At 67.7% G+C, this 24,155-nt stretch carries 19 protein-coding genes and 1 pseudogene; 13 read left to right on the plus strand and 7 right to left on the minus strand.

The genetic code is table 11. The features are described 5' to 3' along the window. Nucleotides 1-166 precede the first annotated feature (166 nt). The gene (locus VXM69_RS07625) at nucleotides 167-949 is read right to left on the minus strand and encodes a Crp/Fnr family transcriptional regulator (RefSeq protein ID WP_034191555.1); all 783 of its coding nucleotides are present in this window, start codon (nucleotides 947-949) and stop codon (nucleotides 167-169) included. 919 nt (nucleotides 950-1,868) lie between these two features. On the opposite strand from VXM69_RS07625, the gene VXM69_RS07630 reads away from it, so the two are divergent. From VXM69_RS07630 to polX, 5 genes are all read left to right on the plus strand, one after another. Next, nucleotides 1,869-2,651, plus strand: coding sequence for a Crp/Fnr family transcriptional regulator (locus VXM69_RS07630; RefSeq protein ID WP_034191554.1), 783 nt, complete (start codon nucleotides 1,869-1,871; stop codon nucleotides 2,649-2,651). A gap of 2 nt (nucleotides 2,652-2,653) precedes the next feature. Next, entirely contained in the window at nucleotides 2,654-4,069 is a 1,416-nt protein-coding gene (locus tag VXM69_RS07635; protein WP_367188358.1) for an undecaprenyl-phosphate glucose phosphotransferase, read from the plus strand. 285 nt (nucleotides 4,070-4,354) lie between these two features. Further along, nucleotides 4,355-5,395: a glycosyltransferase family 1 protein gene (locus VXM69_RS07640; RefSeq protein ID WP_226103918.1), complete on the plus strand. Its 1,041-nt coding sequence runs from the start codon at nucleotides 4,355-4,357 to the stop codon at nucleotides 5,393-5,395. Nucleotides 5,396-5,696: 301 nt separating this feature from the next. Continuing rightward, nucleotides 5,697-6,089: a TraR/DksA family transcriptional regulator gene (locus VXM69_RS07645; RefSeq protein ID WP_034191552.1), complete on the plus strand. Its 393-nt coding sequence runs from the start codon at nucleotides 5,697-5,699 to the stop codon at nucleotides 6,087-6,089. 153 nt (nucleotides 6,090-6,242) lie between these two features. After that, nucleotides 6,243-8,009 carry a DNA polymerase/3'-5' exonuclease PolX gene (gene polX, locus VXM69_RS07650; RefSeq protein WP_367188359.1) on the plus strand — a complete coding sequence of 589 codons (1,767 nt, stop codon included), beginning with the start codon at nucleotides 6,243-6,245 and terminating at the stop codon, nucleotides 8,007-8,009. Between the two features lie 53 nt (nucleotides 8,010-8,062). Here the strand turns inward: polX and ald are convergent, their stop codons facing one another. Further along, on the minus strand, nucleotides 8,063-9,178 hold the full coding sequence (gene ald / locus VXM69_RS07655) for an alanine dehydrogenase (protein ID WP_367188360.1): 1,116 nt from the start codon (nucleotides 9,176-9,178) through the stop codon (nucleotides 8,063-8,065). Nucleotides 9,179-9,462: 284 nt separating this feature from the next. Here ald and VXM69_RS07660 point away from each other — a divergent pair, with 284 nt between their 5' ends. Further along, complete coding sequence (locus tag VXM69_RS07660; RefSeq protein ID WP_200087458.1) at nucleotides 9,463-9,879, plus strand: DUF3995 domain-containing protein; 417 nt, start codon at nucleotides 9,463-9,465, stop codon at nucleotides 9,877-9,879. Nucleotides 9,880-9,891: 12 nt separating this feature from the next. On the opposite strand, the gene VXM69_RS07665 is transcribed toward VXM69_RS07660, so the two are convergent. After that, the gene (locus tag VXM69_RS07665; RefSeq protein ID WP_069705309.1) at nucleotides 9,892-10,476 is read right to left on the minus strand and encodes an RNA 2'-phosphotransferase; all 585 of its coding nucleotides are present in this window, start codon (nucleotides 10,474-10,476) and stop codon (nucleotides 9,892-9,894) included. A 610-nt stretch (nucleotides 10,477-11,086) separates the two neighbouring features. Here VXM69_RS07665 and VXM69_RS07670 point away from each other — a divergent pair. The 4 genes from VXM69_RS07670 to VXM69_RS07685 all read left to right on the plus strand — a co-directional run bounded on the left by VXM69_RS07670 (nucleotide 11,087) and on the right by VXM69_RS07685 (nucleotide 16,947). Next, a complete protein-coding gene (locus VXM69_RS07670) occupies nucleotides 11,087-11,827 on the plus strand; it encodes a gluconate 2-dehydrogenase subunit 3 family protein (protein WP_034191685.1) in 741 nt (246 codons plus the stop codon). After that, complete coding sequence (locus tag VXM69_RS07675) at nucleotides 11,827-13,605, plus strand: GMC family oxidoreductase (protein ID WP_200087453.1); 1,779 nt, start codon at nucleotides 11,827-11,829, stop codon at nucleotides 13,603-13,605. The genes VXM69_RS07670 and VXM69_RS07675 overlap by 1 nt, the downstream gene beginning before the upstream one ends. After that, a complete protein-coding gene (locus tag VXM69_RS07680) occupies nucleotides 13,602-15,023 on the plus strand; it encodes a cytochrome c (protein ID WP_034191548.1) in 1,422 nt (473 codons plus the stop codon). Before VXM69_RS07675 ends, VXM69_RS07680 begins: the two co-directional genes overlap by 4 nt. A 208-nt stretch (nucleotides 15,024-15,231) precedes the next feature. Continuing rightward, nucleotides 15,232-16,947 (plus strand): cation:proton antiporter, encoded by a 1,716-nt coding sequence (locus VXM69_RS07685; protein WP_034191547.1) that lies wholly within the window; start codon nucleotides 15,232-15,234, stop codon nucleotides 16,945-16,947. Between the two features lie 78 nt (nucleotides 16,948-17,025). Here VXM69_RS07685 and VXM69_RS07690 read toward each other — a convergent pair. The 3 genes and pseudogenes from VXM69_RS07690 to VXM69_RS07700 all read right to left on the minus strand — a co-directional run. Then, a pseudogene (locus VXM69_RS07690) lies at nucleotides 17,026-17,382 on the minus strand (SDR family oxidoreductase); the annotation flags it as partial. Between the two features lie 139 nt (nucleotides 17,383-17,521). Next, complete coding sequence (locus tag VXM69_RS07695; protein ID WP_367188361.1) at nucleotides 17,522-19,414, minus strand: peptidoglycan D,D-transpeptidase FtsI family protein; 1,893 nt, start codon at nucleotides 19,412-19,414, stop codon at nucleotides 17,522-17,524. 421 nt (nucleotides 19,415-19,835) lie between these two features. Then, entirely contained in the window at nucleotides 19,836-20,180 is a 345-nt protein-coding gene (locus VXM69_RS07700; protein ID WP_034191545.1) for a DUF3564 family protein, read from the minus strand. Between the two features lie 648 nt (nucleotides 20,181-20,828). Between VXM69_RS07700 and VXM69_RS07705 the strand changes: the two genes are divergently transcribed. Then, entirely contained in the window at nucleotides 20,829-22,040 is a 1,212-nt protein-coding gene (locus VXM69_RS07705) for an SDR family oxidoreductase (protein WP_059556453.1), read from the plus strand. A 49-nt stretch (nucleotides 22,041-22,089) separates the two neighbouring features. Here the strand turns inward: VXM69_RS07705 and hpaR are convergent, their stop codons facing one another. Next, nucleotides 22,090-22,530: a homoprotocatechuate degradation operon regulator HpaR gene (hpaR, locus tag VXM69_RS07710; RefSeq protein WP_034191543.1), complete on the minus strand. Its 441-nt coding sequence runs from the start codon at nucleotides 22,528-22,530 to the stop codon at nucleotides 22,090-22,092. Between the two features lie 152 nt (nucleotides 22,531-22,682). Between hpaR and VXM69_RS07715 the strand changes: the two genes are divergently transcribed. Together VXM69_RS07715 and VXM69_RS07720 are read left to right on the plus strand one after the other, a co-directional pair. Continuing rightward, entirely contained in the window at nucleotides 22,683-23,372 is a 690-nt protein-coding gene (locus tag VXM69_RS07715; protein ID WP_034191542.1) for a fumarylacetoacetate hydrolase family protein, read from the plus strand. Next, the gene (locus VXM69_RS07720) at nucleotides 23,369-24,133 is read left to right on the plus strand and encodes a fumarylacetoacetate hydrolase family protein (protein WP_034191541.1); all 765 of its coding nucleotides are present in this window, start codon (nucleotides 23,369-23,371) and stop codon (nucleotides 24,131-24,133) included. The genes VXM69_RS07715 and VXM69_RS07720 overlap by 4 nt, the downstream gene beginning before the upstream one ends. The last annotated feature ends 22 nt before the right edge of the window (nucleotides 24,134-24,155 follow it).

Genomic DNA, 24,155 nt, shown 5'->3' on the forward strand with positions numbered 1-24,155 from the left:
TGCTGCTCCGGCGTGCGTGGTGTCGTCCGCTCGGGCAGACGCGCGATGTGCGCTGACGTCCCCCCGGCAGTCCGGCATCAGTAGACCATTGGCAGGCACGGCGTTCTGTTCGCCACCCTACAATCGGCTGACCCGGCGTGCTCGCGGTGCCGGGCCGGTCCGTCGATCACGCGCGCGATGCGGCCGGCACGCCCGAGTCGGCCGACAGAATGCGCTTCATTTCGTCGCGCACGATCGCGCGGCAGCCACACGACATCCTTTCGAGGCCGTCGAGGTCGGCAAGCTCGATCGAGCTGCGGTATTGCCGGATCAGGCCGAGCTTCTGGATTTCGCCCGCGGCATCCGTGACCGTTTCGCGCCGCACGCCCAGCATCTGCGCGAGCATGCTGTGCGTCACCTGGATCTCGATGCTGCGCGTGCGGTCGTACGCGAGCAGGAACCATCTGCATAGCTGATGTTTCAGCACGTGATGCCGGCTGCAGAACGTGATCTGCGACACCTGCGCCATCAGCAGACGCACGCAGACGAACACGAGATGGCGGATCACCGGCGATGCGTCGAACGCGGCGGCGAATACGCGCCGGTCGAGCCGGTAGACGAAGCCGTCGCGGCAGGCCACCGCACGGCAGGGCATCCGGCCGCTGCCGCCGATCACGTCGTCGCAGACCACGCTCTCGCTGCCGATCTCCGCCACCTCCAGCGTCATGCCGCCGGACGACACGTACTGCAGCGAGATCGCCGTCGTGACCGGCAGGTACACCGCGGTGAGCATTTCACCGGGTTCGCACAGCACTTGCCCCGATTTCAGGTGAACGAGCTGCAGGTGGGGTGCCAGCGTGGCGAGTTCGTCGCGGTCGATGGCCGCGAGAAACCGGTTGGCATCGAAGCTGTGGGAAAGCTCGATCATGCCGTTCGCATAGGCGACGGCGTCGTTGGCCTGGAGAGTCACGGCACATCCTCGTAGGGTGGCGATCTCGCGTCGTCGTGGCGGTCCCGTGAAAACGGGATTCAGCACGATCGTGCGAATTTGTGTTCATCGAAAATCGAATGACGATGCTGCGAAAAGGCTAGCACGCGACTGAAATCGATCAATTGCACATTACGTCATCTTGCAAAGTTTGACGATTTTGGCTGAGCGCAAACGTTATGCGGATTTAATGATTCATTTCCGTCGAATTAATCATCCGGAAATGGAATGCCGAGCGGGTCCGTCATTCGATCTTGTTCGGGAATCAATCGGATGACGGTGTGCATCGTACGTGAAAATCATCGGGCGCACGTTGAACATTATTTGACAAATAAACGGGGCTCGCCTGAATGTCTATCAGAATCAATTGCTTGCATGCGATATGTGCGACAGGTAACAGAGTGCGGAATGCGTAAGTCGATTCAATTTTGAGACAGTTTCAAACGAGCGCATGAAGCACGGTGACGGCGGGAAGCGTCGTCCCGATCATCACGGAAACAATTGAAAATCGGCTGTAAGTGTTTGAACGACAAGCTTCGCGGCCCCGATCCGTTTGCCCCGGCTCGATGCAGAAGAATTGTTCAGTCAAATCAATTGCGGTGTCCGTCGCCGGAAGAGTGTCCGGAAATGAGACGCTTTTTATGGTGCGAGGCCGAATATTCGGGCGATCCAAATCGAGTGTGATTCATATATTAAGGATGGGCGGCTATTGGCACGTAAATCGCTTATTCGAATTCGCGTGTCGAAACGGGGCGGCCGACTCAATTCGGCGGTAACAAGTCGATGGTCGGTCGGAATCAGGGTTGTGGGCCGCAACCGTTGTCAACGTCCGGACGCGCATTGCGATAACGAGTTCCGTGCACGCGGCTGCAGGCGGTGCGGACAATAAAGGGATACAGACATGCTTCATCTTCACTCGAGCTACACGGCGAACGCCATCCTCGATGCACTCCCGGAGGACAGCATCCGCACTATCGCACCGCATCTCGAACTGGTCCGGATCAAGGCCGGCATGCTCGACCGGGTCGGCGAGCCGATGCGCCATCTGTATTTTCCGACGACGGCGATGATGTCGGTGCAGCACCTGATGGAGGACGGCGCGATGGTCGAGGTGGCGGTGGTCGGCCGTGAAGGCGTGGTCGGCCTCGGGACGCTGGTGGGCGGCATCGCGGCGTCGAACCGGGTCGAGGTGCGCATCGGCGGGATGGCGTATCGCGTGCCGAGTTGCGTGATGCGTGCCGAATTCGAGCGATCGCCGCAGACGTACCGGCTGCTGCTCAACTACTGCCAGGCGACGATGGCGCAGATCTCGCGCAGCGCGCTGTGCAACCGTCATCACTCGGTCAGCGAGCAGTTGAGCCGCTGGCTGCTGCTCGCGCACGACCGCATCGACGGCGACGAGCTGGCCGTCACGCAGCAGACGATCGCGAACATGCTCGGCGTGCGGCGCGAAGGCGTGACGGAGGCCGCCGGCAACCTGCAGGAAGCCGGATTGATCCGGCAGCGCCGCGGCCGCATCACGGTGCTCGACCGCGACGGGCTCGAACACCACGCGTGCGAATGCTACGACCTGATTCGCGCCGACTATCGCCGGTTGCTCGGGGCGCGCGGGAATGCGAGGCCGGCGCCGGTTCGCCCGCGCCTGCCGGAGGTGCATCGCGGATTCCCGGCACATGGTGCATGACGATGCAGTCGACGTCCGGTGGAACGAATGCGATGCGGCGTGCCGCGATCGCGGCGCTCGATGTCGTGCTCGTGCTGGCGGGGGCGCTTGCGGCGCAGGCCGCGTCCGGCCTCGCATGGCGTGAGTTGTCCGATGCGCAGCGCGGTGCGATCGCGCTGCTGTGCGTGCTGACGGTGGCGCTGCTGCCGCGCTACCTGCGCACCGTGCGTGGCGGCGTGGCGGTGCGGGGCGGCGCGCACGTGCTGACCCAGACGATGGTGGCGGTCGTCTGCGCGAGCGTGCTGACGGTGGCCGCCGCGATGTGGATCATGAATCGAGGCGGCACCGTCACGACACGCTGGCTCGTGCACACGGTGCTGGCCGGCGACGCGGCGTTGCTGCTCGGCCGCGCCGCGCTGCTGGCCGTCGTGCTGACACGCAACGACCCGCGTGCGCGGCAACGCCGTGTCGCCGTGGTCGGCGCAACGGCATACGGGCGCGTGGCGGTCGAGCGGATGCAGCTCGCGCCGAACGGCCCGTTCGTGGCGGCATGCGTCTTCGATGACGACGCACCGGCCGCCGCGAACGGCATCGGCGGCGTGCCGGTGATCGACGACTGGGCCACGCTGCGCGACATGATCCGCAACGGCGAGATCGACGAAGTGTGGCTCACGTTGCCGATGTCGCACGAATGGCGGATCCAGCGCATCGTGCGCGAGTTGCGCGACGAGTTCGTCGAGCTGCGGCTGCTGCCCGATGTGCGGCAGATGGCGGTCGTCGATCGCTCCGCGACCGACGTGCTCGGCATGCCGGCGATCAATCTCGCGACCACGCCGAGCTCGGCGCCGGAGCTGTGGGCGAAGTTCGCGTTCGACCGGCTGTTCGCGTTCGGCGTGCTGATTCCGTTGCTGCCGCTGCTGTCGATCCTGGCGATCGCGGTCAAGCTGTCGTCGCCGGGGCCCGTGCTGTTCAGGCAGCGCCGCAAGGGCGTGGACGGCCGCGAGTTCGACATCCTGAAGTTCCGGACGATGCGTGTGCATCGCGCGCAGCCGGGCGTCTTGCGGCAGGCCTCGCGCAACGACGCGCGCATCACGCGCGTCGGCGCATTCCTGCGGCGCACGTCGCTCGACGAGCTGCCGCAGTTCTTCAACGTGCTGTTCGGGCAGATGTCGGTCGTCGGGCCGCGCCCGCACGCGATCGAACACGACGACCTCTATCGGCAACTGATCGACTGCTACATGTACCGCTATCGCGTGCGTCCGGGCATCACCGGATGGGCGCAGGTGAACGGCTATCGCGGCGAGACGCGCAAGGTCGAGGCGATGGCGGCGCGCGTGAAATTCGATCTTTTCTACATGCAGAACTGGAGCTTCTGGTTCGACATGAAGATCATCCTGTTGACGGTCGTGCGCGGCTTCATCGGCCGCAACGCTTTCTGAGGATGGCGAATCGTCCGGAAAGCCGGGCGTTGTGCGGTCGAACGTACCGACCGGATCGGCGGCGGCGGACACACTGACGGCACAGCAGCATTCCGCTCAGCGGGGTGTCCGGCGGCGCCTCATCGTGCCGCAGCCATCGGAACAGTCACGATCATGTCAACGTCGATTCGGGAGCGCAGCGCACCGGTACTGCAGGAAGCGCGCGCGGAACGGGACGTCGGTGCCGCCGCGCAAACCGCGCGGTTGCGGCGCCTCGCAATCAACGGAAAATTCACGGCGCAGCGCATGACCGGCGTTCAGCGCGTGGCCTACGAACTGACGGCCGAACTCGCGCGCCTCGCGAATGCCGGTGACGAACCGTCGCTCGTCGTGCCGGTCGATCACGATCCGGCGGCCATGCCGGCCGGCGCACGGCCGCAGACCGTCGGGCGCCGGCACGGCGCGCTGTGGGAGCAATGGACGCTGCCGCGCACGACGCGCGGACGAACCCTGTTGAGCCTGTGCAACATCGGCCCGCTGGTGAAGCGCGATCAGCTGCTGATGATTCACGATGCGGCGGTCTTCGATCTGCCGGCCGGTTATTCGCTCGCATTCCGTCTGTGGTACCGCTTCGCGTTCTCGATCCTGAAGCGGCGCGCGCGTCATATCGTGACGGTGTCGCATTTTTCGCGGGCACGGCTGGCCGCCCGGCTCGGGGTACCGCCGGCGCGCCTGTCGGTCGTACCGGGCGCGGTGGATCACATCGACCGGATCGACGCCGATCCGGGCGTGCTGTCGCGCCTGAATCTCGAGACGGACGGCTATGTGCTGTTCGTCGGATCGCTCGCGCCGGGAAAGAATCTCGTGCGCGCACTGGCCGCGATCGCGTTGATGCGGGCGTCGCACCCGACGTTGCGCTTCGTGATCGCGGGCGGTGCCAATGCGAAGATATTCGGGGTACGGGAGGCAGGCCTGCGCGAGGACGATCCCTACGTCACGTGGGCCGGTTACGTGACCGATGGCGAACTGAAAGCGCTGTACGAGCACGCCGGATGCTTTGTTTTCCCATCGTTGTACGAAGGATTTGGCTTGCCGCCGCTCGAGGCGATGCGGTGCGGTTGCCCCGTCATCGTGTCGCACGAGGGCTCGCTGCCGGAAGTCTGCGGCGGCGCGGCGCTGTTCTGCGATGCCTATTCGCCGCCGGACATCGCCGCCGCAATCGCTCGCGTGATGGACGATCCCGAACTGCGGGCGCGGCTGCGCACGACGGGCCGCGAGCATGCGCGGCGGTACAGCTGGCAGCGCTCGGCGCGCGCGTTGCTCGATATCGTCCGCGCCGATACCTGACGGGCGGTGACGCGGTCCGACGCAACGGCTGGGTCGATCCCGGCGGCGTCTGCGTCGGACGAATCCGGCGACGCCGCGTTTCACATCCGTCCCCGATTTTCGGGCGTGCGGACGGCCTGCTGATTCCGGTCAACACACGCGTGTTCAATGGGTTTATCCTGCGTCGAATGCGTCCGGCGCTTCGTGCTGCCGGGCGCGTATCCGGACGCGCGGCGACGGCGGTCACGCAGTTTCGCCGCGCACCGGCGCGACACCGCGCGCCGTACGCTTTCGCGCGGAACCCGGAACAGGAGAGACGGCCATGGCGCTCGACCCACAACAACGGCAGACGCTGAAACAGCGGCTGAACGAGAGCGAGCAGGCGCTGCGTGCGGAGATCCGCGCGAGCGAGGACCAGCGCGCGTCGGAATCCTACGCGGACCTTGCCGGCGCGGCGCCGGACGAGGGCGACGAGGCGAACGCGGACCTGTTCGTCGACGTCGATCACGCATTGATCGGCATGAGGCTGACCGAACTGCGCGCGATCGGCCGCGCCCTGCAGCGGATGCGCGACGGCAGTTACGGCGAATGCATCGATTGCGACGGCGCGGTGGGCTACGAGCGGCTGCTGGCGCGCCCGGCCGCCGAGCGCTGCACGCATTGCCAGTCGATCTACGAGCGGCACTACGCGACGACCCCGCGCGCTTCCCTCTGACGTCGCGGCCGCAACGGCGCTGCACGCGATGCGCAGCGGGCGTACGATGAAGGACGGGCGCCCGGTGGCGTCGACCTGCGATGCCGACGGGCGGGCAGGCGCCGTGGCGCCAGTACGCGGCGCCATCCACGTGGAAGGGGAGCCACGCCGATCATGCCGATCCACAATGCCGAGTGCGCGGCCGTATTCGCCGAGATCGCCGACATGCTCGAGATCCAGGGCGCCAATCCGTTTCGCGTGCGGGCCTACCGCAACGCCGCACGGACGATTGCCGACTACGGTCGCGATATTCCGACGATGATCGCGAACGGCGACGATCTCGGCAAGATTCCGTCGATCGGTCCGGATCTTGCGTCGAAGCTGCGCGAGATCGCCGCGACCGGCACCTGCGAGCTGCAGCAAACGCTGCGCCATGCGTTGCCGGGTGCGATCGTCGAGTTGCTCGACGTGCCGGGGCTGGGCGCGAAACGCGTGAAGGCGCTGCATGATGCGCTGCACGTCGATTCGCTCGAACAGTTGCGTGCCGAAGCGAAAAACGGCCACGTGCGCGAGCTGCCGGGCTTCGGCGCGAAAACCGAAGCCCATCTGCTCGAAGCGATCGACGATCGCCTGCAGCGCGAGCCGCAACGCTTCCTGCTGCCCGACGCCGCGCGGTCGCTGATGCCGTTGCTCGACCGCCTGCGCGCGGTCGCGGGCGTCGGCAAGGCCGTGCCGGCCGGCAGTTTTCGTCGTCGCCGCGAAACCGTCGGCGATCTCGACATTCTCGTCACCGCACGCGACCCGGCCGCCGTCGCCGATGCGTTCGTCGGCCACGGCGATGTGGCGCGTGTGCTCGCGCACGGCAAGACGAAGTCGAGCGTCGTACTCGCCAACGGTTTGCAGGTCGACCTGCGCGTGGTCGATGTCGATGCGTTCGGCGCGGCGCTCGTCTACTTCACCGGATCGAAGGCGCACAATATTGCGCTGCGCAGGATCGCGCAGGCCGGCGGGCTGAAGATCAACGAATACGGCGTGTTTCGCGGCGACGAGCGGATTGCCGGCGACACGGAGGCCTCGGTCTATGCCGCCATCGGGTTGAACGAGGTGCCGCCCGAGCTGCGCGAGGATCGCGGCGAGATCGATGCGTCGCGCGCCGGCACGCTGCCGGCCCTGGTCGAACGCAGGCATCTCCACGGCGACCTGCATGCGCATACCGACGCGTCGGGCGGCCGCGACGGCCTGCGCGCGATGGCCGACGCGGCCCGTGCGCGCGGGCTCGCATATCTGGCGATCACCGATCGCGCCCCGCCTGCCGACGGCGGCCGCCACGACTTCGAGTGGCTTGCGCGACAGCTGGACGAGATCGATCGCATCAATGCGTCGTTCGACGATTTCGTGCTGCTCAAGGGCGTGGAGGCCGGTATTCGCGAGGACGGCAGCCTCGAGGTGCCCGACGCGATGCTCGGCCGGCTCGATCTCGTGGTCGGAGCCGTCCGCGATCACTTCGACTTGCCGCGCCAGGCACAGACCGATCGTCTGCTGCGCGCGATGGACCACCCGCATTTCACGATTCTCGCGCACCCGACCGGCCGCATGCTCGGCGAACGCGAGGCAGTCGAACTCGACGTGCCGCGCATGATTGCCCAGGCCGCGGCGCGCGGCTGCTTCGTCGAACTCGATGCACAGCCGCGGCGGCTCGATTTGCCCGACATCTGGTGCCGCGAGGCCGCGCGGGCCGGCGTGCGGGTCGCGATCGGTTCCGATGCGTACGGCACGGACGAATTCGACAATCTCGCGTACGGCATCGATCAGGCGCGACGCGGCTGGCTCACGCGGCGGGATGTGCTGAACACGTGCACGCTCGCGCAACTGCGGCCGCTGCTGGCACGGACGATGGGCGAGGGCGGCGGGACGAAGCGGAGCCGGTCGAAGGGGGGATGAACGCGGGCGGCAACGCATGCTGCCCGCCGTGCGTTCATGTCATTCCGGCACGGTCACGCGAGCATGCCGGTCGCCGGCACATAGGGCAGGCCGAGCGCCAGCGCGACCGCTTCGTACGTGATGTGCCCGTCGCAGACGTTCAGGCCCGCGCGCAGATGCGGATCGTCGGTCATCGCCTGCTTCCAGCCCTTGTCGGCGAGCGCGAGCGCATGCCCGAGCGTCGCGTTGTTCAGCGCGAAGGTCGACGTGCGCGCGACCGCGCCGGGCATGTTCGCGACGCAGTAGTGCACGACGCCGTCGACGACGAAGGTCGGGTCGGCATGCGTCGTCGCATGCGAGGTCTCGAAGCAGCCGCCCTGGTCGATCGCGACGTCGACGACGACGGCACCCTTGCGCATCGTCGCGATCATGTCGCGCGTGACGAGGCGCGGCGCCGATGCGCCCGGCACGAGCACCGCACCGATCACGACGTCGGCGTCGCGCACGGCTGCGTCGACCGTATGCGCATTCGAGCAGACGGTCGAAATCCGGTTGGCGAACACGAGGTCGAGCTGGCGCAACCGGTTGACGTTGTTGTCGAGCACGGTGACGCGTGCGCCGAGGCCGACCGCCATCTGCAGCGCGCCGGTGCCCACGACACCCGCGCCGAGCACGACGACGTGCGCGGCCGGCACGCCGGGCACGCCGGCCATCAGCAGGCCGCGGCCGCCGCGCGGGCTTTCGAGGTGGGTTGCCGCGACCTGGATCGACATGCGTCCGGCCACCTCGCTCATCGGCGCGAGCAGCGGCAGGCCGCCGCCGGGGCCCGTCACGGTTTCGTACGCGACGCAGACCGCGCCGGATTTCACGAGCGCGGCCGCCTGGTCGGGATCGGGCGCGAGATGCAGGTACGCGTAGAGGATCTGGCCGCGTCGCAGCATCGCGCATTCGGCCGGCTGCGGCTCCTTGACCTTGATGATCATGTCGGCGCGCGCGAAGACTTCGTCGGCGCCGTCGCAGAGCGATGCGCCGGCGGCGGTGTAGTCGTCGTCGAGCAGGCCGATCGCGGTGCCCGCGCCGCGCTGCACGAGCACGCGATGGCCGTGCCGCGTGAGTTCGTGCGCGCCGGCCGGCGTGAGGCCGACGCGATATTCGTGGTTCTTGATCTCCTTCGGCACACCGATCAGCATGAGTCGCCTCCATGGCCTTCGTTATCGTTGTCGTGCGGTCGGTACGATGCTGCGGCGTGCCGACCGCGGTACTGGAATAACAGGGTAGTAGCGCGCGAAGGGAAGTCAAGCGGCCGGCCCGGGCGACCGGCACGCGCACTGCATCGCACCACGTGCTGCCACGGGTTGCGACCGCAGGTCGCAATGCACGCGTCGCCGGGTTTCGGTATCGTCATGCGTGGCGCGGGCCGGGGCCGCGCGCCGGAACCCTTCCGGCAGAACAACGAGACAAGGACACGAACGACATGACCGGCGCGTATTTCAGCGTGCCGACGCTTTGCGCGATCGCGCTCGTACACGTCTACTGGGCGTTGGGCGGGCGGCGCGGCAAGCGTGCGGCGATTCCGGAACTGGATGGCGTGCCGCTGCTGCGGCCGACCGTGATCGGCACGCTTGCCGTCGCGGCGGCGCTGCTGGGCGGCGCATGCGTGGTGGCCGCACGTGCCGGCTGGCTGGGGCGTAACGCGTATCCCGGCACGATCGCGTTCGCGGTCGTTGCGCTCGCACTGATCTTCGCGGTGCGCGCCGTCGGCGATTTCCGCTACGTCGGCTTCTTCAAGCGCATTCGCGGGTCGCGTTTCGCACGGATGGACTCGCTGTATTACTCGCCGCTGTGCGCGGCGCTGGCGCTGTCCATCGCGTCGATGTTCTGGCCGCGGTGAGCGGCGGGCGGTTCAACCCGCGGGCGCATCGATCGGCGCAAGGCATTCGGCCGGCACGGCGTCGGTCAGCCAGACGCCGTTTTCGGCAATGAAGAACGTGCGGCCCTGCCGGTGCATGCGCTGCGCGTCGACCTCGAGAATCACCGGCACGCCGTAGCGCGCGCCAACCGCCCGTGCCGTCCCGATGTCGGCCGACAGGTGCACGTGATGCCGGGCGCCGGGTTTCAGTCCTTGCGCACGAATCGAATCGAGGAAGCGCGTCGCCGTGCCGTGATAGAGGCGCTCGGGCGGCTGCGCGGCCGGATAACGCCGCTGCACGACGGGCGTCGAATGGCCCTGCACCGCGCGAATGCGCTGACCGTCGTCGGAAAGCGCGAAGCGCTGCTTGTCGCTGGTTGCACAGACGCTTTCGATCGTCGCGCGATCGAGCCGGTGTCCGTGACGGGCGGCGCCGGCAATCAACCGACCGATATCGGCCCAGCCTTGCGCATCGAGTTGCAGGCCGATCGCCTGCGGCTCGTGGCGTAGCAGGTAGCTCAGATATTTGCTGATGCTGGTCGAATCGGGCGCCAGCGATTTGTTTTTCCGGGTGTTCATGAGCGGAGGAGGCTACCAGAGCACGGCGCGCTCCGACGCCGTCGCGTGGTGCCGCGTGGCTGGAAAGAGACAGCTCTCCGGGTACGTCCACCAGGCAACGAACGCCTGCCTGCCCCCTTCATCCACCTGCGATCGCGCGCATCCTTGCGCATTCCGGTTTTCAGATTTTTCAATTGTTGCGATTTTTGATGCATTGAATTGCATCGAACCCTGTAGCAATGGAACCGGTTCCAGCTATAATTCGCCGCACTCGTCGCCGGGCCCTAAAGAGGGTCGTGCACGTTGCGCTTGCCGTCGGCAAACGCGGCGCCTAAGTTGAACAAGGGTCATGGCGATGGCAGCAGATGCCGGTCGAAAGGCCGCTATTTGTCTGACGATAGGGTCCGTTAAGAGGTCGATCCGTGCAGCGCGCCGCCGTCGCCGGCGCGACGCGCGGCCGCATGAAGGCGTCACCGTGCATCGCGCGGCCGTTGCCCGCATCGAGGTTGTTCGCAACATATGAAGAACAGGCCGGCCAGCCGCATGCGGCACGGCTTCCGGCCGGCCACGCGGCATGCGGAATGCGGAATGCGCGTGGCCGGCGCCGATCCCCAACGATCAACATCCGACCATGTCCACGCCACCTGACAAACCCAACTCGCGCCGCCGTTTCCTGCGCACGTCGGTCGCGCTCGTGCCGATCGCGTCGGTCGCCGGCTGCGACCTGCGCTCGTCGTCGCCGTCCGCGACGACGGCCGGCAGCGCGCCCGCCGCATCGTCCAGCGCCGAGCGCGCCCCGTACAAGCCGACCTTCTTCGATGCGAAGGAGTGGGCGTTCGTCCAGGCCGCCGTCGACCGGCTTATCCCGGCCGACGCCGAAGGCCCCGGCGCGCTCGAATCGGGCGTGCCCGAATTCATCGACCGCCAGATGGAGACGCCGTATGCGCACGGCGCGACGTGGTACATGCAGGGGCCGTTCCAGCAGGGCGTGCCCGAGCTGGGCTACCAGTTGAAGCTGGTGCCCCGCGACATCTACCGGCTCGGCATCGCGGCCGTCAACCGTTATTGCGAAAAGGCGCACGGCAAGGCGTTCGCGGATCTCGACGCACCGACGCGCGACACCGTGCTCGGCGCGCTGGAGAAGGGCGCCGCGCAGATCGACGACGTCCCGCCCGGCGTGTTCTTCGGCCAGTTGCTGCAGAACACGCGCGAAGGTTATTTCTGCGATCCGGTGCACGGCGGCAATCACGACATGGCCGCGTGGAAGATGATCGGCTTTCCGGGCGCACGCGCGGACTTCATGGATTTCGTCAACCAGAGCGGCAAGCCCTATCCGTACGGGCCCGTCTCGATCAACGGGGAGCGCAGCTGATGGCCGCAGAGAAAAAGCCGCATGTCGATGCGGTGATCGTCGGCTTCGGCTGGACCGGTGCGATTCTCGCGAAGGAACTGACCGAAGCGGGCCTGAAGGTCGTCGCGCTCGAGCGCGGCGAATATCGCGATACGTACCCGGACGGCGCGTATCCGAACACGATCGACGAGCTGACGTACAACATCCGCAAGAAGCTGTTCCTCGACCTGTCGAAGACGACCGTGTCGATCCGCCACGGCCTGCAGGACATCGCGCTGCCGTACCGGCAGCTCGCCGCGTTCCTGCCGGGCGAAGGCGTCGGCGGCGCGGGGCTGCACTGGTCGGGCGTGCATTTCCGGATCACGCCGGAAGAGCTGCGCCTGCGCAGCCACTATGAAGAGCGCTACGGCCGGAAGTTCATCCCCGAAGGGATGACGATCCAGGATACGGGCGTGACCTACGACGAGCTCGAACCGCATTTCGACTTCGCCGAAAAGGTGTTCGGCACGTCGGGGCAGGCGTACAAGGTCGGCGGCAAGGTGGTCGGCGACGGCAACGTGTTCGAGGCGAACCGCAGCGACAACTTCCCGCTGCCCGCGCAGCTCAATACGTATTCGGCGCAGCGCTTCTTCGACGCCGCCAAGTCGCTCGGCCTGCATCCGTACCGGCTGCCGTCGGCGAACACGTCGGGCCCGTACACGAACCCGTACGGCGTGCAGATGGGCCCGTGCAACTTCTGCGGCTACTGCAGCGGTTACGCGTGCTACATGTACTCGAAGGCGTCGCCGAACCTGAACATCCTGCCCGCGCTGAAGCAGGCGCCGAACTTCGAGCTGCGCTCGAAGTGCCACGTGCTGCGGGTCGACCTCGACGACACGAAGAAGCGCGCGACCGGCGTGACCTACGTCGATCCGGCCGGGCGCGAAGTGCACCAGCCGGCCGATCTCGTGATCGTGGCCGCGTTCCAGTATCACAACGTGCACCTGCTGCTGCTGTCGGGCATCGGCAAGCCGTACGACCCGGTCTCGGGCGAGGGTGTCGTGGGCCGCAATTTCGCGTACCAGAACCTGTCGACGATCAAGGCGTTTTTCGACAAGGACACCTACACGAATCCGTTCATCGGCGCGGGCGGCAACGGCGTCGCGGTGGACGATTTCAACGCGGACAACTTCGACCACGGCCCGCTCGGCTTCGTCGGCGGTTCGCCGCTGTGGGTGAACCAGGCCGGCGTGAAGCCGATCAGCGGCATCGCGACGCCGCCCGGCACGCCGCAGTGGGGTTCCGCGTGGAAGAAGGCCGTCAAGGACAACTACGCGCACACGATCTCGATGGACGCGCACGGCACCAACATGTCGTACCGCGACGTGTATCTCGACCTCGACCCGACCTATCGCGATTCGTACGGTCAGCCGCTGTTGCGGATGACGTTCGACTGGAAGGACAACGACATCAAGATGGCGCAATACGTGACCGGGCAGATGAAGAAGATCGCGGAAGCGATGGGGCCGAAGGCGATCAGCGTGTCGACGCGCGAGTTCGGCAAGCACTTCGATTCGCGCGCCTACCAGACGACCCACCTCGTCGGCGGCGCGATCATGGGCACCGACCCGAAGACGAGCGTGCTGAACCGCTACCTGCAGTGCTGGGACGTGCACAACGTGTTCGTGATGGGCGCGTCCGCGCTGCCGCAGGGCATCGGCTACAACCCGACCGGGATCATCGCGGCGCTGGCCTACTGGTCGGCACGCGCGATCCGCGAGCAATACCTGAAAAATCCTGCCCCGCTGGTGACCGTATGAAGAGGACGATGAATTCCCTCGCCACGCGCCGCATGTCCTCGTGGTCGCGTGCCCTGGCGGCCGCGGCGAGCTGGGCCGTGTTCGGCCTCGCCGGCACGACGGCCGTCGCGCAACCGGCGGCGCCCGCCGCGGCTTCCGGCCCGGCGGCTGCACCGGTGGCCCGGTCGGCCGACGCGAGCCTGGTCAAGCGCGGCGAATACCTCGCGCGCGCCGGCGACTGTATCGCATGCCACACCGCGAGCGGCGGCAAGCCGTTCGCCGGCGGGCTGAAGTTCGACACGCCGATCGGCGGCATCTACTCGACGAACATCACGCCGGACCCGAAGACGGGTCTCGGCGGCTGGACTTACGAGGACTTCACGCGCGCGGTGCGCGAGGGCGTGCGCAAGAACGGCGACACGATGTATCCGGCCATGCCGTTCCCGTCGTATTCGCGCCTGACCGACGACGACATGAAGGCGCTGTACGCGTACTTCATGCACGGCGTCGCGCCCGTCGAGCACGAGAACCGCGCGGTCGACATCGTGTGGCCGCTGTCGATGCGCTGGCCGCTCGGGATCTGGCGCAAGCTGTTCGCGCCGGCGCCGAAGCCGTTCGATGCGGCGCCGTACACCGATCCGGTGGTCGCGCGCGGCGCGTATCTCGTACAGGGCCTCGGCCACTGCGGCGCGTGCCACACGCCGCGCGCGCCGACGATGCAGGAGCGCGGGCTGACCGATGCGGACGGCCCGGACTTCCTGGCCGGCGGCGCGGCGATCGACGGCTGGGTGCCGACGAGCCTGCGCGGCGAGCCGCGCACGGGCCTGGGGACGTGGAACGAAGCCGAGATCGTGCAGTTCCTGAAGACGGGCCGCACGCTGCGCACGGCCGCGTTCGGCGGGATGACGGACGTGGTCGGCCACAGCATGCAGCACATGACCGACGACGACCTGAACGCGATCGCGCGCTACCTGAAGACGCTGCCGCCGCGCGTGCAGGGCGAGCAGCCGCACGTGTACGACGCGGCCGCCGCGAAGGCGCTGCAGACGGGCGACGCGAGCAAGCCGGGCGCGGCCGTCTATCGCGACAACTGCATGGCCTGCCACCGCAGCGACGGCCACGGCTACACGCGCGTGTTCCCGGCGCTGGCCGGCAACCCGGTCGTGCAGGGGGACGATCCGACCTCGCTGATCCACGTCGTGCTGGAAGGCAGCGCGCTGGAGGGGACGCGCACCGCGCCGTCGACCTTCACGATGCCGCCGTTCGGCTGGCGCCTGTCGGACCAGGAAGTCGCCGACGTGTCGAACTTCGTGCGCACGAGCTGGGGCAACACGGGTGCGCCGGTGACGGCCGCGCAAGTCGCGAAGGTGCGCAAGAGCGTGCCGTCGACGCGGCCGGAGCCGCCGCCGGGCGCGCGGTTCCCGCAAGCGTCGCGCTGACGCGGGCGGCGGGGCGCCGGCCCCGCCGGTTCGACCCGTTTCAGGGCGCCGGCCGCGACGTGCGGCGCCCGTCGTTTCGCCGGGGTTGCACCCCGCAAAAGCGCGCGGCCGCGTGAATTTTTCGCGGCCGCGCGCCATTCTTCCGCCTCATCCCTTATCCTTTCACTCTTGAACCTTACTAAATAGTTACAAGAGCTTGGGAGGGGGGATGCCTCATGACGTCAGCCTGATTGCGTTGCTCGCGGCCGGTTTCGGTCTCGCGATGATCTTCGGTTACCTCGCGTCGCTGCTGAAAATGCCGCCGCTGGTCGGCTATCTGCTCGCCGGGATCGTGATCGGCCCCGGCACGCCCGGTTTCGTCGGCGACCTGTCGCTCGCGCAACAGCTCGCGGAAGTGGGCGTGATGCTGCTGATGTTCGGCGTCGGCCTGCATTTTTCGCTCGGCGATCTGCTCGCGGTGCGCAAGATCGCGCTGCCGGGCGCGGTCGTCCAGATTACCGTCGCGACGCTGCTCGGCGGCGGGCTCGCGCTCACGTGGGGCTGGAGCCTCGGCGCGGCGCTGGTGTTCGGGCTCGCCTTGTCGGTCGCGAGTACCGTCGTGCTGCTGCGCGCGCTGGAAGGACGCGGGCTCGTCGAGACGGTCAACGGGCGCATCGCGGTCGGCTGGCTGGTCGTCGAGGATCTCGTGATGGTGCTCGTGCTGGTGCTGCTGCCGCCCGTCGCGGGGCTGCTCGGCGGCACGCCGCCCGGCGATACGCATGCGGCGGGCGGCAGCGTGTGGGGCACGCTCGGCGTCACGATGCTGAAGGTCGCGGCGTTCATCGCGCTGATGCTGGTGGTCGGCAAGCGCGTGTTTCCGCGCATTCTGTGGCTCGTCGCGCGCACCGGCTCGCGCGAGCTGTTCACGCTGTGCATGATCGCGGCCGCGGTCGGGATCGCGTTCGGCGCGGCGAAGCTGTTCGACGTGTCGTTCGCGCTCGGCGCGTTCTTCGCCGGGATGATGATGCGCGAGTCGGAATTCAGTCGGCGCGCGGCCGATGAGACCTTGCCGCTGCGCGACGCGTTCTCGGTGCTGTTCTTCATCTCGGTCGGCATGCTGTTCGACCCGAAGGTGCTGCTCGAGGAGCCGCTGCACGTGATCGAGGTCGCGGCGATCGTGCTGGTCGGCAAGACGCTCGCGGCCGTCGCGCTCGTGATCGCGTTCCGCTATCCGCTGAACACCGCGCTGACGGTCGGCGCGGGCCTCGCGCAGATCGGCGAATTCTCGTTCATTCTCGCGGGGCTCGGGCGTGCGCTCGGGCTCTTGTCGGCCGAGGGGCAGAGCCTGATCCTGGCGGTCGCGCTGATTTCGATCGCGATGAACACGCTGCTGTTCGCGATGATCGACCCGGCGCTCGTGTGGATCCGCAAGCATTCGGCGTTCGCGCGCAAGCTCGAGGCGCGCGACGATCCGCTCGCCGCGCTGCCGATGTCGACGCCGCAGACCCACTTGACCGGGCAGGTCGTGATCGTCGGCTACGGCAAGGTCGGCACGCGGATCGCGCATGCGCTGGACGAGCGCGGGATCGCCTATGTCGTCGTCGAGCAGAATCGCGAGCTCGTCGAGAAGCTGCGCGCGGACGGCATCGCGGCCGTGTCGGGCGACGCGATCGAGCCGATCGTGCTCGTGCAGGCGCATATCGCGCGGGCCGGGATGCTGGTCGTCACGCTGCCCGACGTGTTCGACGTGCGGCAGATCGTCGAGATCTCGCGCACGCTCAACCCGACGCTCGAGGTCGTGCTGTGCACCAACAGCGGCGACGAGGCCGCGCTGCTGTCCAGCGAGGGTGTCGGCACCGTGTTCATGGGCGAGACCGAACTCGCGCGCGGGATGACCGAGCACGTGCTCGGCCGGATGGTGAAGCCGGTCGCGGCCGCGCATTGACGGCGCGCGGCATCGCGCCGCGCACCGGGCAGCGCGCGGCGGCCCGGGCGGCCGCCGGCCCTGCGGGCTTCGGTGTCGGTAGAACGTCTCGAGCGTCGGTTCCCGCGCCATCACCACGCGATTGCCGGCCAGCAGGCCGCCGCCCACCGGCAGCGCGACGCCGGTGATGATCCGAGCGGCCGGCGAACTCAGGAACGGCGCGGCCTGCGCGACGTCGTCGGGCGTCGCGAAATCGTCGGGCGGATACCCCTTTCTCGATTGCTCGAACACCTGCGGATTGCGCCGCACGCGCGCTTCCGACGCGGGTGTCTTCACCGTGCCGGGCAGCACGATGTTCGCGCGCGCGCCGTCGCGGCCCTATTCGATCGCCAGCGATTTCGTGTCGCTGATCAGCCCGGCCTTGGCCGCGCTGTAGGCCGGATGTTGTAGTCGGGCGCACCGGCAAGGCCGCCTGCGGCGCGCAAATATTGCAGGAGGACGCGGCGGGAACCCTCAAATGATGCGGGGCGTTCCTGGAACGTGGGATGAAAGCGGGGAGGGGCGACGCGCATCCGGCATCGCCCGGACGGCATCGTCAGCCTGCGGCAGCCTTCGCCGGCGCGGCCGTGCCGGATCGTGCGGCCGTCTCGAGCGGCGCGGATGGTTTCCGCGCGGCAGCCGTCCGGGCCGGCGAGGCCTTCGGCGCGCCTACCGTCTTCTGCGGCGCAGCCGCTTTTGCCGGCGCATTCTTCTCGGGCTCGACCGGCGCATCGGGCGGTACGCCGAGCAATTGCAGCGAGCCGCTCGTGACCGACGCGAACACCGGGCCGGCCACCGTGCCGCCGTAGTAGCCCTTGCCGCGCGGCTCGTCGATCATCACGGCGACGATCAGGCGCGGGTTACTCATCGGCGCCATCCCCGCGAACAGCGCGCGGTACTTGCCCTTTGCATAGGTCGCGCCGACCTGCTTGCGCGCGGTACCGGTCTTGCCGCCGATCCGGTAGCCGTCGACGCGCGCGCGGCGCCCCGTACCGCCTTCGCCGACCGCCATCTCGAGCATCGAGCGGATCGACGCGGCCGTTTGCGGCGACGTCACGCGGTGGCCGCGATGCGCGTCGATCGTCTGCTGATCGGTGCCGTTCTTCAGCAGCGACACCGGGTGCAGCGTGCCGTCGCCCGCATAAGCCGTGTAGGTCTGCGCGATCTGCAGCAGCGACATCGACAGGCCGTAGCCGTAAGCCATCGTCGCCTGCTCGATCGGCCGCCAGCGCTTGTAGCCGCGCAGCCGGCCCGACGCCACGCCCGGGAACGTCAGTTCCGGCGCGCGGCCGATCCCGTACTCCTGGTACTTGTTCCAGATCGTTTCGGCGGGCAGGTTCAGCGCGAGCTTCGCGAGCGCGACGTTGCTCGACTTCTGCAGCGCCTGCGAAACCGTCAGCGACCCGTGGTTCGACGTGTCGTGAATCACGGCCGGGCCGATCTTGTAGGTGCCGGGCGACGTGTTGATGATCGTGTTCGGCGTGACCTTGCGTTCGTCGATCGACAGCGCGACGACGAGCGGCTTGATCGTCGAGCCCGGTTCGAACGTGTCGATCACCGCGCGGTTGCGCAACTGCTGGCCGGTCAGGCGGGCACGATCGTTCGGGTCGAAGGTCGGGTAGTTCGCGAGCGCGAGGATCTCGCCGTTCTGCGCGTCGAGCACGACGACGCTGCCTGCCACCGCGTTGTTCTCGATCACGGCGGCCTTGAGCTGGCTGTACGCGAGCTGCTGGATGCGGCGATCGATCGTCAGTTCGATCGTCGCGCCGTGCTGCGCGGGGACGAGCGGGCGCGTATCCGACACGATGCGGCCGAGCCGGTCGCGGATCACCTCACGTTGCCCCGACGTGCCTTGCAGGCGTGCATTCGCCGCGAGTTCGACGCCTTCCTGGCCCTTGTCCTCGACGTTCGTGAAGCCGACCACGTGCGCGGCCGATTCGCCTTCCGGATAGAAGCGCTTCGAATCGGCGATCTGCGTGATGCCGTCGATCGCGAGCTTGTCGAGGCGGCCCGCGGTATCGGCGTCCACCTGCCGCTTGAGCAGCACGAAGGTCTTCTCGTTGCCCAGACGCCGCTTCACCTCGACGAGCGGCATGTCGAGCAGCTTGGCGATCTGCGGGTAGTCGGTATCGGCGACCTGTTTCGGGTTCGCCCAGATTTCATAGGTCGACAGGCTGACCGCGAGCATCGCGCCGTTGCGGTCGACGATGCGACCGCGCATCGCGTCGAGCTCGATCGTGCGCTGGTAGCGCTTCTGGCCCTGTCCGACATAGAAATCCTGGTTTGCGACCTGCACCCAGAAGGCCCGCGCGATCAGCGCGGCGAACGCGAGGAACACGACGATCACGATCAACCTCGAGCGCCACATCGGCAGGCGCGACGCGAGCATCGGATTCTTGGTCGCGGCCGCGTACGGATCGGCGGGGTGGGTCTTCTTTTTCACGCTCATGCAATGGCCGGTTCGGGCCGCCCGTCGGCGGCAAATCAGTCTGGATAATGCGATTGTAATAAATGAGTAAACGTCGTGTGGGGAAAGTGTGTTCCGGCCCCGTGAAAAAACGTCAAAACGGCGACTTGGCCGGACATGAAAAACGAAGGCAGCAAAAAAGCACGGCGAAAGCGGGCGGCCGACGTCACGGCAGGTAACGGGGGGATGCTCGGCAGGGGGGCGATCCGGGGAGGCGGATTCGGGTGCCGGTCGAGCGCGACCGCCGACGCAGCGCGATCAATTGCCCGGGCCTCGATTATTTCTTTATGCCCGAAAATGAGAAACGCCCCGAAAGGGGGCGTCGATAATCATGAATATCGAAATGAATATCACTGATACCGGAATAAACCCGAAAACCGCAGACGATTTACCTTGATGAATGCTATCGGGCAACGGAAATGAATTCCCGGTATTCCGGCTGGGTCGTGCAGCGATCGACCGCCTGCAGCCGCCATGCACCGGCGTGGTCGCCGGCGAGGACGGCAGGGCCCTGTTCGCGCTGCGTCGCGCCGAACGACAGCCCCTTCAGCTGGCACACGGCGTTGCCGCCATCGGCCGCGCAGAGCGCCATCGCGCCCTCGACGTCGCGGACCTTGCCCCAGGCCGGGAGATCGATGCCCTGATGTGCCTCGCGCGACCACAGTCCCTCGTCGGTATCGACCCATAGAACCGCGAAAGCGTGCCGGGTTGCCGATTCGCTGCCATTAATCCGAATGGTGAGGCGCATTGTGATCGTCTCCTGAAAAATTGACGCATTCGACCGTTTTGACTTGATCAGTCTAGATAGACTGGTGTGAAACGCAAGTGATAATCCTCAAACAATCCTTATTGAGTTCATTCCGGTTTCAGATGGAACGACGTCTGACGATTCATGGTCGTTTCGGAGGCACTTGCCATTACGGGCGTTAGCGGGGATCGCGGTGTCGAGAGGCGCGTCGAAGGCGGTCGGGAGATGGGATGACCCGCGCGCGGGGCGCGTCGATCTGTCGCGCGCGACCGGCCACCGAAACGGTGCCGACGGATGCGACATGGCGCAGTCGGGACACCGACCGGGCGGACGTTTCGTCGTGCCGACGGCGGGTCCGGCACGACACACTCCGACAATCGCGTACAAATCGGCACACTTTCACGAAACTTTCGGGACAGACTTGCATTCGGTCGGGCCCCACACTGGGAAGGTCCCGATCCTGTGCCGCGGACGCCCGTCCGCGGCGGCTGCCGCCATCTCGTGCCAGAGAGCGATCGACGCGATCGCAGGCCGCACGCCCGATCGGGACTGCCGGGGCCGCGTCAGCCCCGGCCCGGCCGGTGAGCCGTGCGCGGCCCGCAACCGCGGGCACCGCGCCGCCCGGCCGATTCTTCGAAGGAGACTATCGTGCTGATCTGGAAAACCGCGTTGTCGCTCAACTGGCGGACGAGCCTCGTGTCGCCGGCCAGCGCACCGGTCGCGGCGGCGAACGTCGGGCGCCTGGTGCTGACCGGCGCAACCGGCTTCATCGGCAGTACCGTGCTGACGGCGCTCGTCAATGCAGGGCTGCTCGAACGCATCGTGTGCGTCGTGCGCGCGCAGGATCGCGGCCACGCCGTCGCGCGGCTGCGCGAGGCGGCGCTGCGCGCGGGGCTTGCGCCGTACTGGGCGTCGCGCCTGACCGATGCGAACGTGATCGTCGGCGCGCTCGGCGACGTGTGGCACGGCGCCGATGCGCCACGCCTCGCCGGGGCGACGCACGTGATTCACTGCGCCGGCCATGCGTCGCCGGCCGACGGCGCGCATCTGCAGGCCGACATCGCCGATGCGGTGCATTTCGCCGAACGCTTCGCGCGCGCGCCGCGCCTGCAGCGTTTCGTGTACGTCGGCACGGCCTATGCGCACGCGGGCCGCGGCGGGATCGTGCAGGAACAGGCGGCGGGCGCTGCGGCGAACGACCCGGCGCACGACGACGAAGGCCTGCCGGGTGCGGTGCTCGCGGCCGATTATCTGCACGCGAAGGCCGAAACCGAACAGCGCCTGCGCGCGCTCGGGCTGCCGCTCGTCGTCGTGCGGCCGTCGCATGTGGTCGGTCATACGGTGCTCGGCACGCGGCCCGCGCCGAATTCGTTCTGGATGTTCCGGCTCGCGCATGCCGCGCGTCGCTTCACCGCGCGGCCGATGACGCGCATCGACATCGTGTCGGTGGACGACGTGGCGCGCGCGACGATGCTGCTGGCCGTGAAGCCGACGCTCGCCCACGACGTCTATCACGTGTCGGCCGGCGACGAGGCGCCGCAGGTCGCGCAGATCGTGCGGGCGATGGACGAGGCGGCGGGGATGACGGGTGCGCCGCGCTACGCGGCGTGTGCGCCGGCGGAACTGCCGCTCGTGGTGCGAGACGTGCTCGGGCGGGCCGATCCGGCACTTGAGCGCGTGATCGGCCGTGCATTGCAGCGCTGCGGGGAATTCGCGACGGTCGATCGCGTGTTCGACAACCGTCGCGTGCGCGACGAAATCGATTTCGAGCCGTTGCCGTTCATCGATTACGTCGAGGAGTGCATGCGCACGTCGCGCGGCGTGGCCGTGACCGAGTTGATGCGCGGCGCGTTGCACTGACTGCCCGCGCCGCACCCGTTCCCGCGCGCGGCGGGAGCGGGCGCTTTCCTTATGCGTTGCCGCCGAGTTCGATGAGCCGGTCGAGCGCGCGGTAGATGTCTTCCAGGCCGTCCTCGCCGAAGCGCGACTCGAGTTGCCGGTATTGCTCGTCGATGCGCGGACCGATCTCCGTCACCAGCTTCCTGCTTTGCGGCGTCAGGCTGACCAGCAGCCGGCGCTGATCTTCCTGCGCGCGCGTGCGCGTGATCAGGCCGTCGCGCTCCATCCGTTCCAGCACGCCGGTGAGGCTCGGGCTCAGGATGCAGCAGCGCCTGGCGATCTGTCCCGCCTCGAGCGCCTGCGCCGGTTCGCCGTCGAGCACGCGGATGATCCGCCATTGCTGTTCGGTCAACGCGAATTCCTTGAGAATGGGGCGAAACAGACCCATCAGCGTTTCGCGGGCCTCGAGCAGCAGCATGGCCAGGTTGCGATGGTCGAGCGTACGGTTCATCGGGGTGGGTAAAGGACGGGGACGTATCAATCTTAACAGCCGAAGGAGATGGATTTCGCGTATCAGGGTAATCGAGGTTGCCAGCGTGCGATTGTTTACTTAAGATATTAACTATTGACGATGCGCCGCGACGCGCGGCAGGGGAATGACGCATGGAGCTGTCTTGCACGACCGCCGCGGCGCCGCCGTTGCCGGTCGCCATCGGTACCGTCTATGGCGCACTGCTCAACGAGCGCGTCGCGCTCGACGCGCTCGGCGACGCGGTGAACGCGCCGCCTTACGGCCGCCCGCCGCAGGCGCCGATCCTGTACATCAAACCCGCCAACACGCATGCGGGCGACGGCGCCGCCGTCGTCGTGCCGGCCGGCGTCGACGCGCTGGAAATCGGCGCGTCGGTGGCCGTCGTGTTCGCCCGGCGCGCGACGCGCGTGCCGGCCGCGCAGGCGCTCGACTACGTGCACGGCTTCACGCTCGCGAGCGACGTGTCGGTGCCGCACCCCGATTACTACCGCCCGGCCGTGCGCTTCAAGTGCCGTGACGGCTTCTGCCCGCTGGGCCCGGCCATCGTGCCGGCCGCCGCGCTCGGCGACGTCGACGCGATCGGCCTGACGGTGCGGATCGACGGCGAACTGGCCGTGTCCGCGTCGACCGCCACGCTGATCCGCCCGGTGCGCGAACTGATCGCCGATGTGACCGCGTTCATGTCGTTCGATGCGGGCGACGTGCTGTTGCTCGGCGTCGCGGGCGGCGCACCGCGCGCCCGCGCGGGCAGCACGATCGAGATTTCGGCCGCCGGGATCGGCACGCTGCGGCATACGCTGATTGCGGAGGAAGCACGATGAAGACGGCGCGCGTGATCTACAACGGCGCACTGCATGCGGCCGAACCGGCCGGCGACGGCACGATCCGCCTCGATACGGGGCGCGTGGTCGCCGAGGAGGCGGTGGCGTGGCTGCCGCCCGTCGCGCCGCGCACGACGTTCGCGCTCGGCCTCAACTACGCCGACCACGCGAAGGAACTCGCGTTCAAGGCGCCGAGCGAGCCGCTGATCTTCCTGAAGGGACCGAACACGTTCATCGGCCACCGGTCGCGCACCGTGCGCCCGGCGGATGCGACGCACATGCACTACGAGTGCGAACTGGCCGTCGTGATCGGACGGCCCGCGCGCAACGTGAGCCGTGCGCAGGCCGTCGACTACGTGGCCGGCTACACGGTCGCGAACGACTACGCGATCCGCGACTATCTCGAGAACTACTATCGCCCGAACCTGCGCGTGAAGAACCGCGATACCTGCACGCCGCTCGGGCCATGGTTCGTCAGCCGCGACGAGATCGGCGACGCGGGCGACCTGATGCTGCGCACGACCGTGAACGGCCACGAGACGCAGCGCGGCAGCACGCGCGACATGATCTTCGACGTGCCGGCGCTGATCGAGCACATCAGCGGCTTCATGACGCTCGCGCCGGGCGACCTGATCCTGACCGGCACGCCCGAGGGGCTGGCGGACACGCAGCCGGGCGACGAGGTCGTGACCGAGATCGAAGGGATTGGCCGGCTCGTGAACACGATCGTCGGCGAAGCAGACTACTATCGCGCCGGCTGAGCCCGTCGCCCAAGGAGAGCAC

It is taken from the genome of Burkholderia sp. Ed8 (assembly GCF_040761425.1).
Lineage (GTDB): Bacteria > Pseudomonadota > Gammaproteobacteria > Burkholderiales > Burkholderiaceae > Burkholderia > Burkholderia seminalis.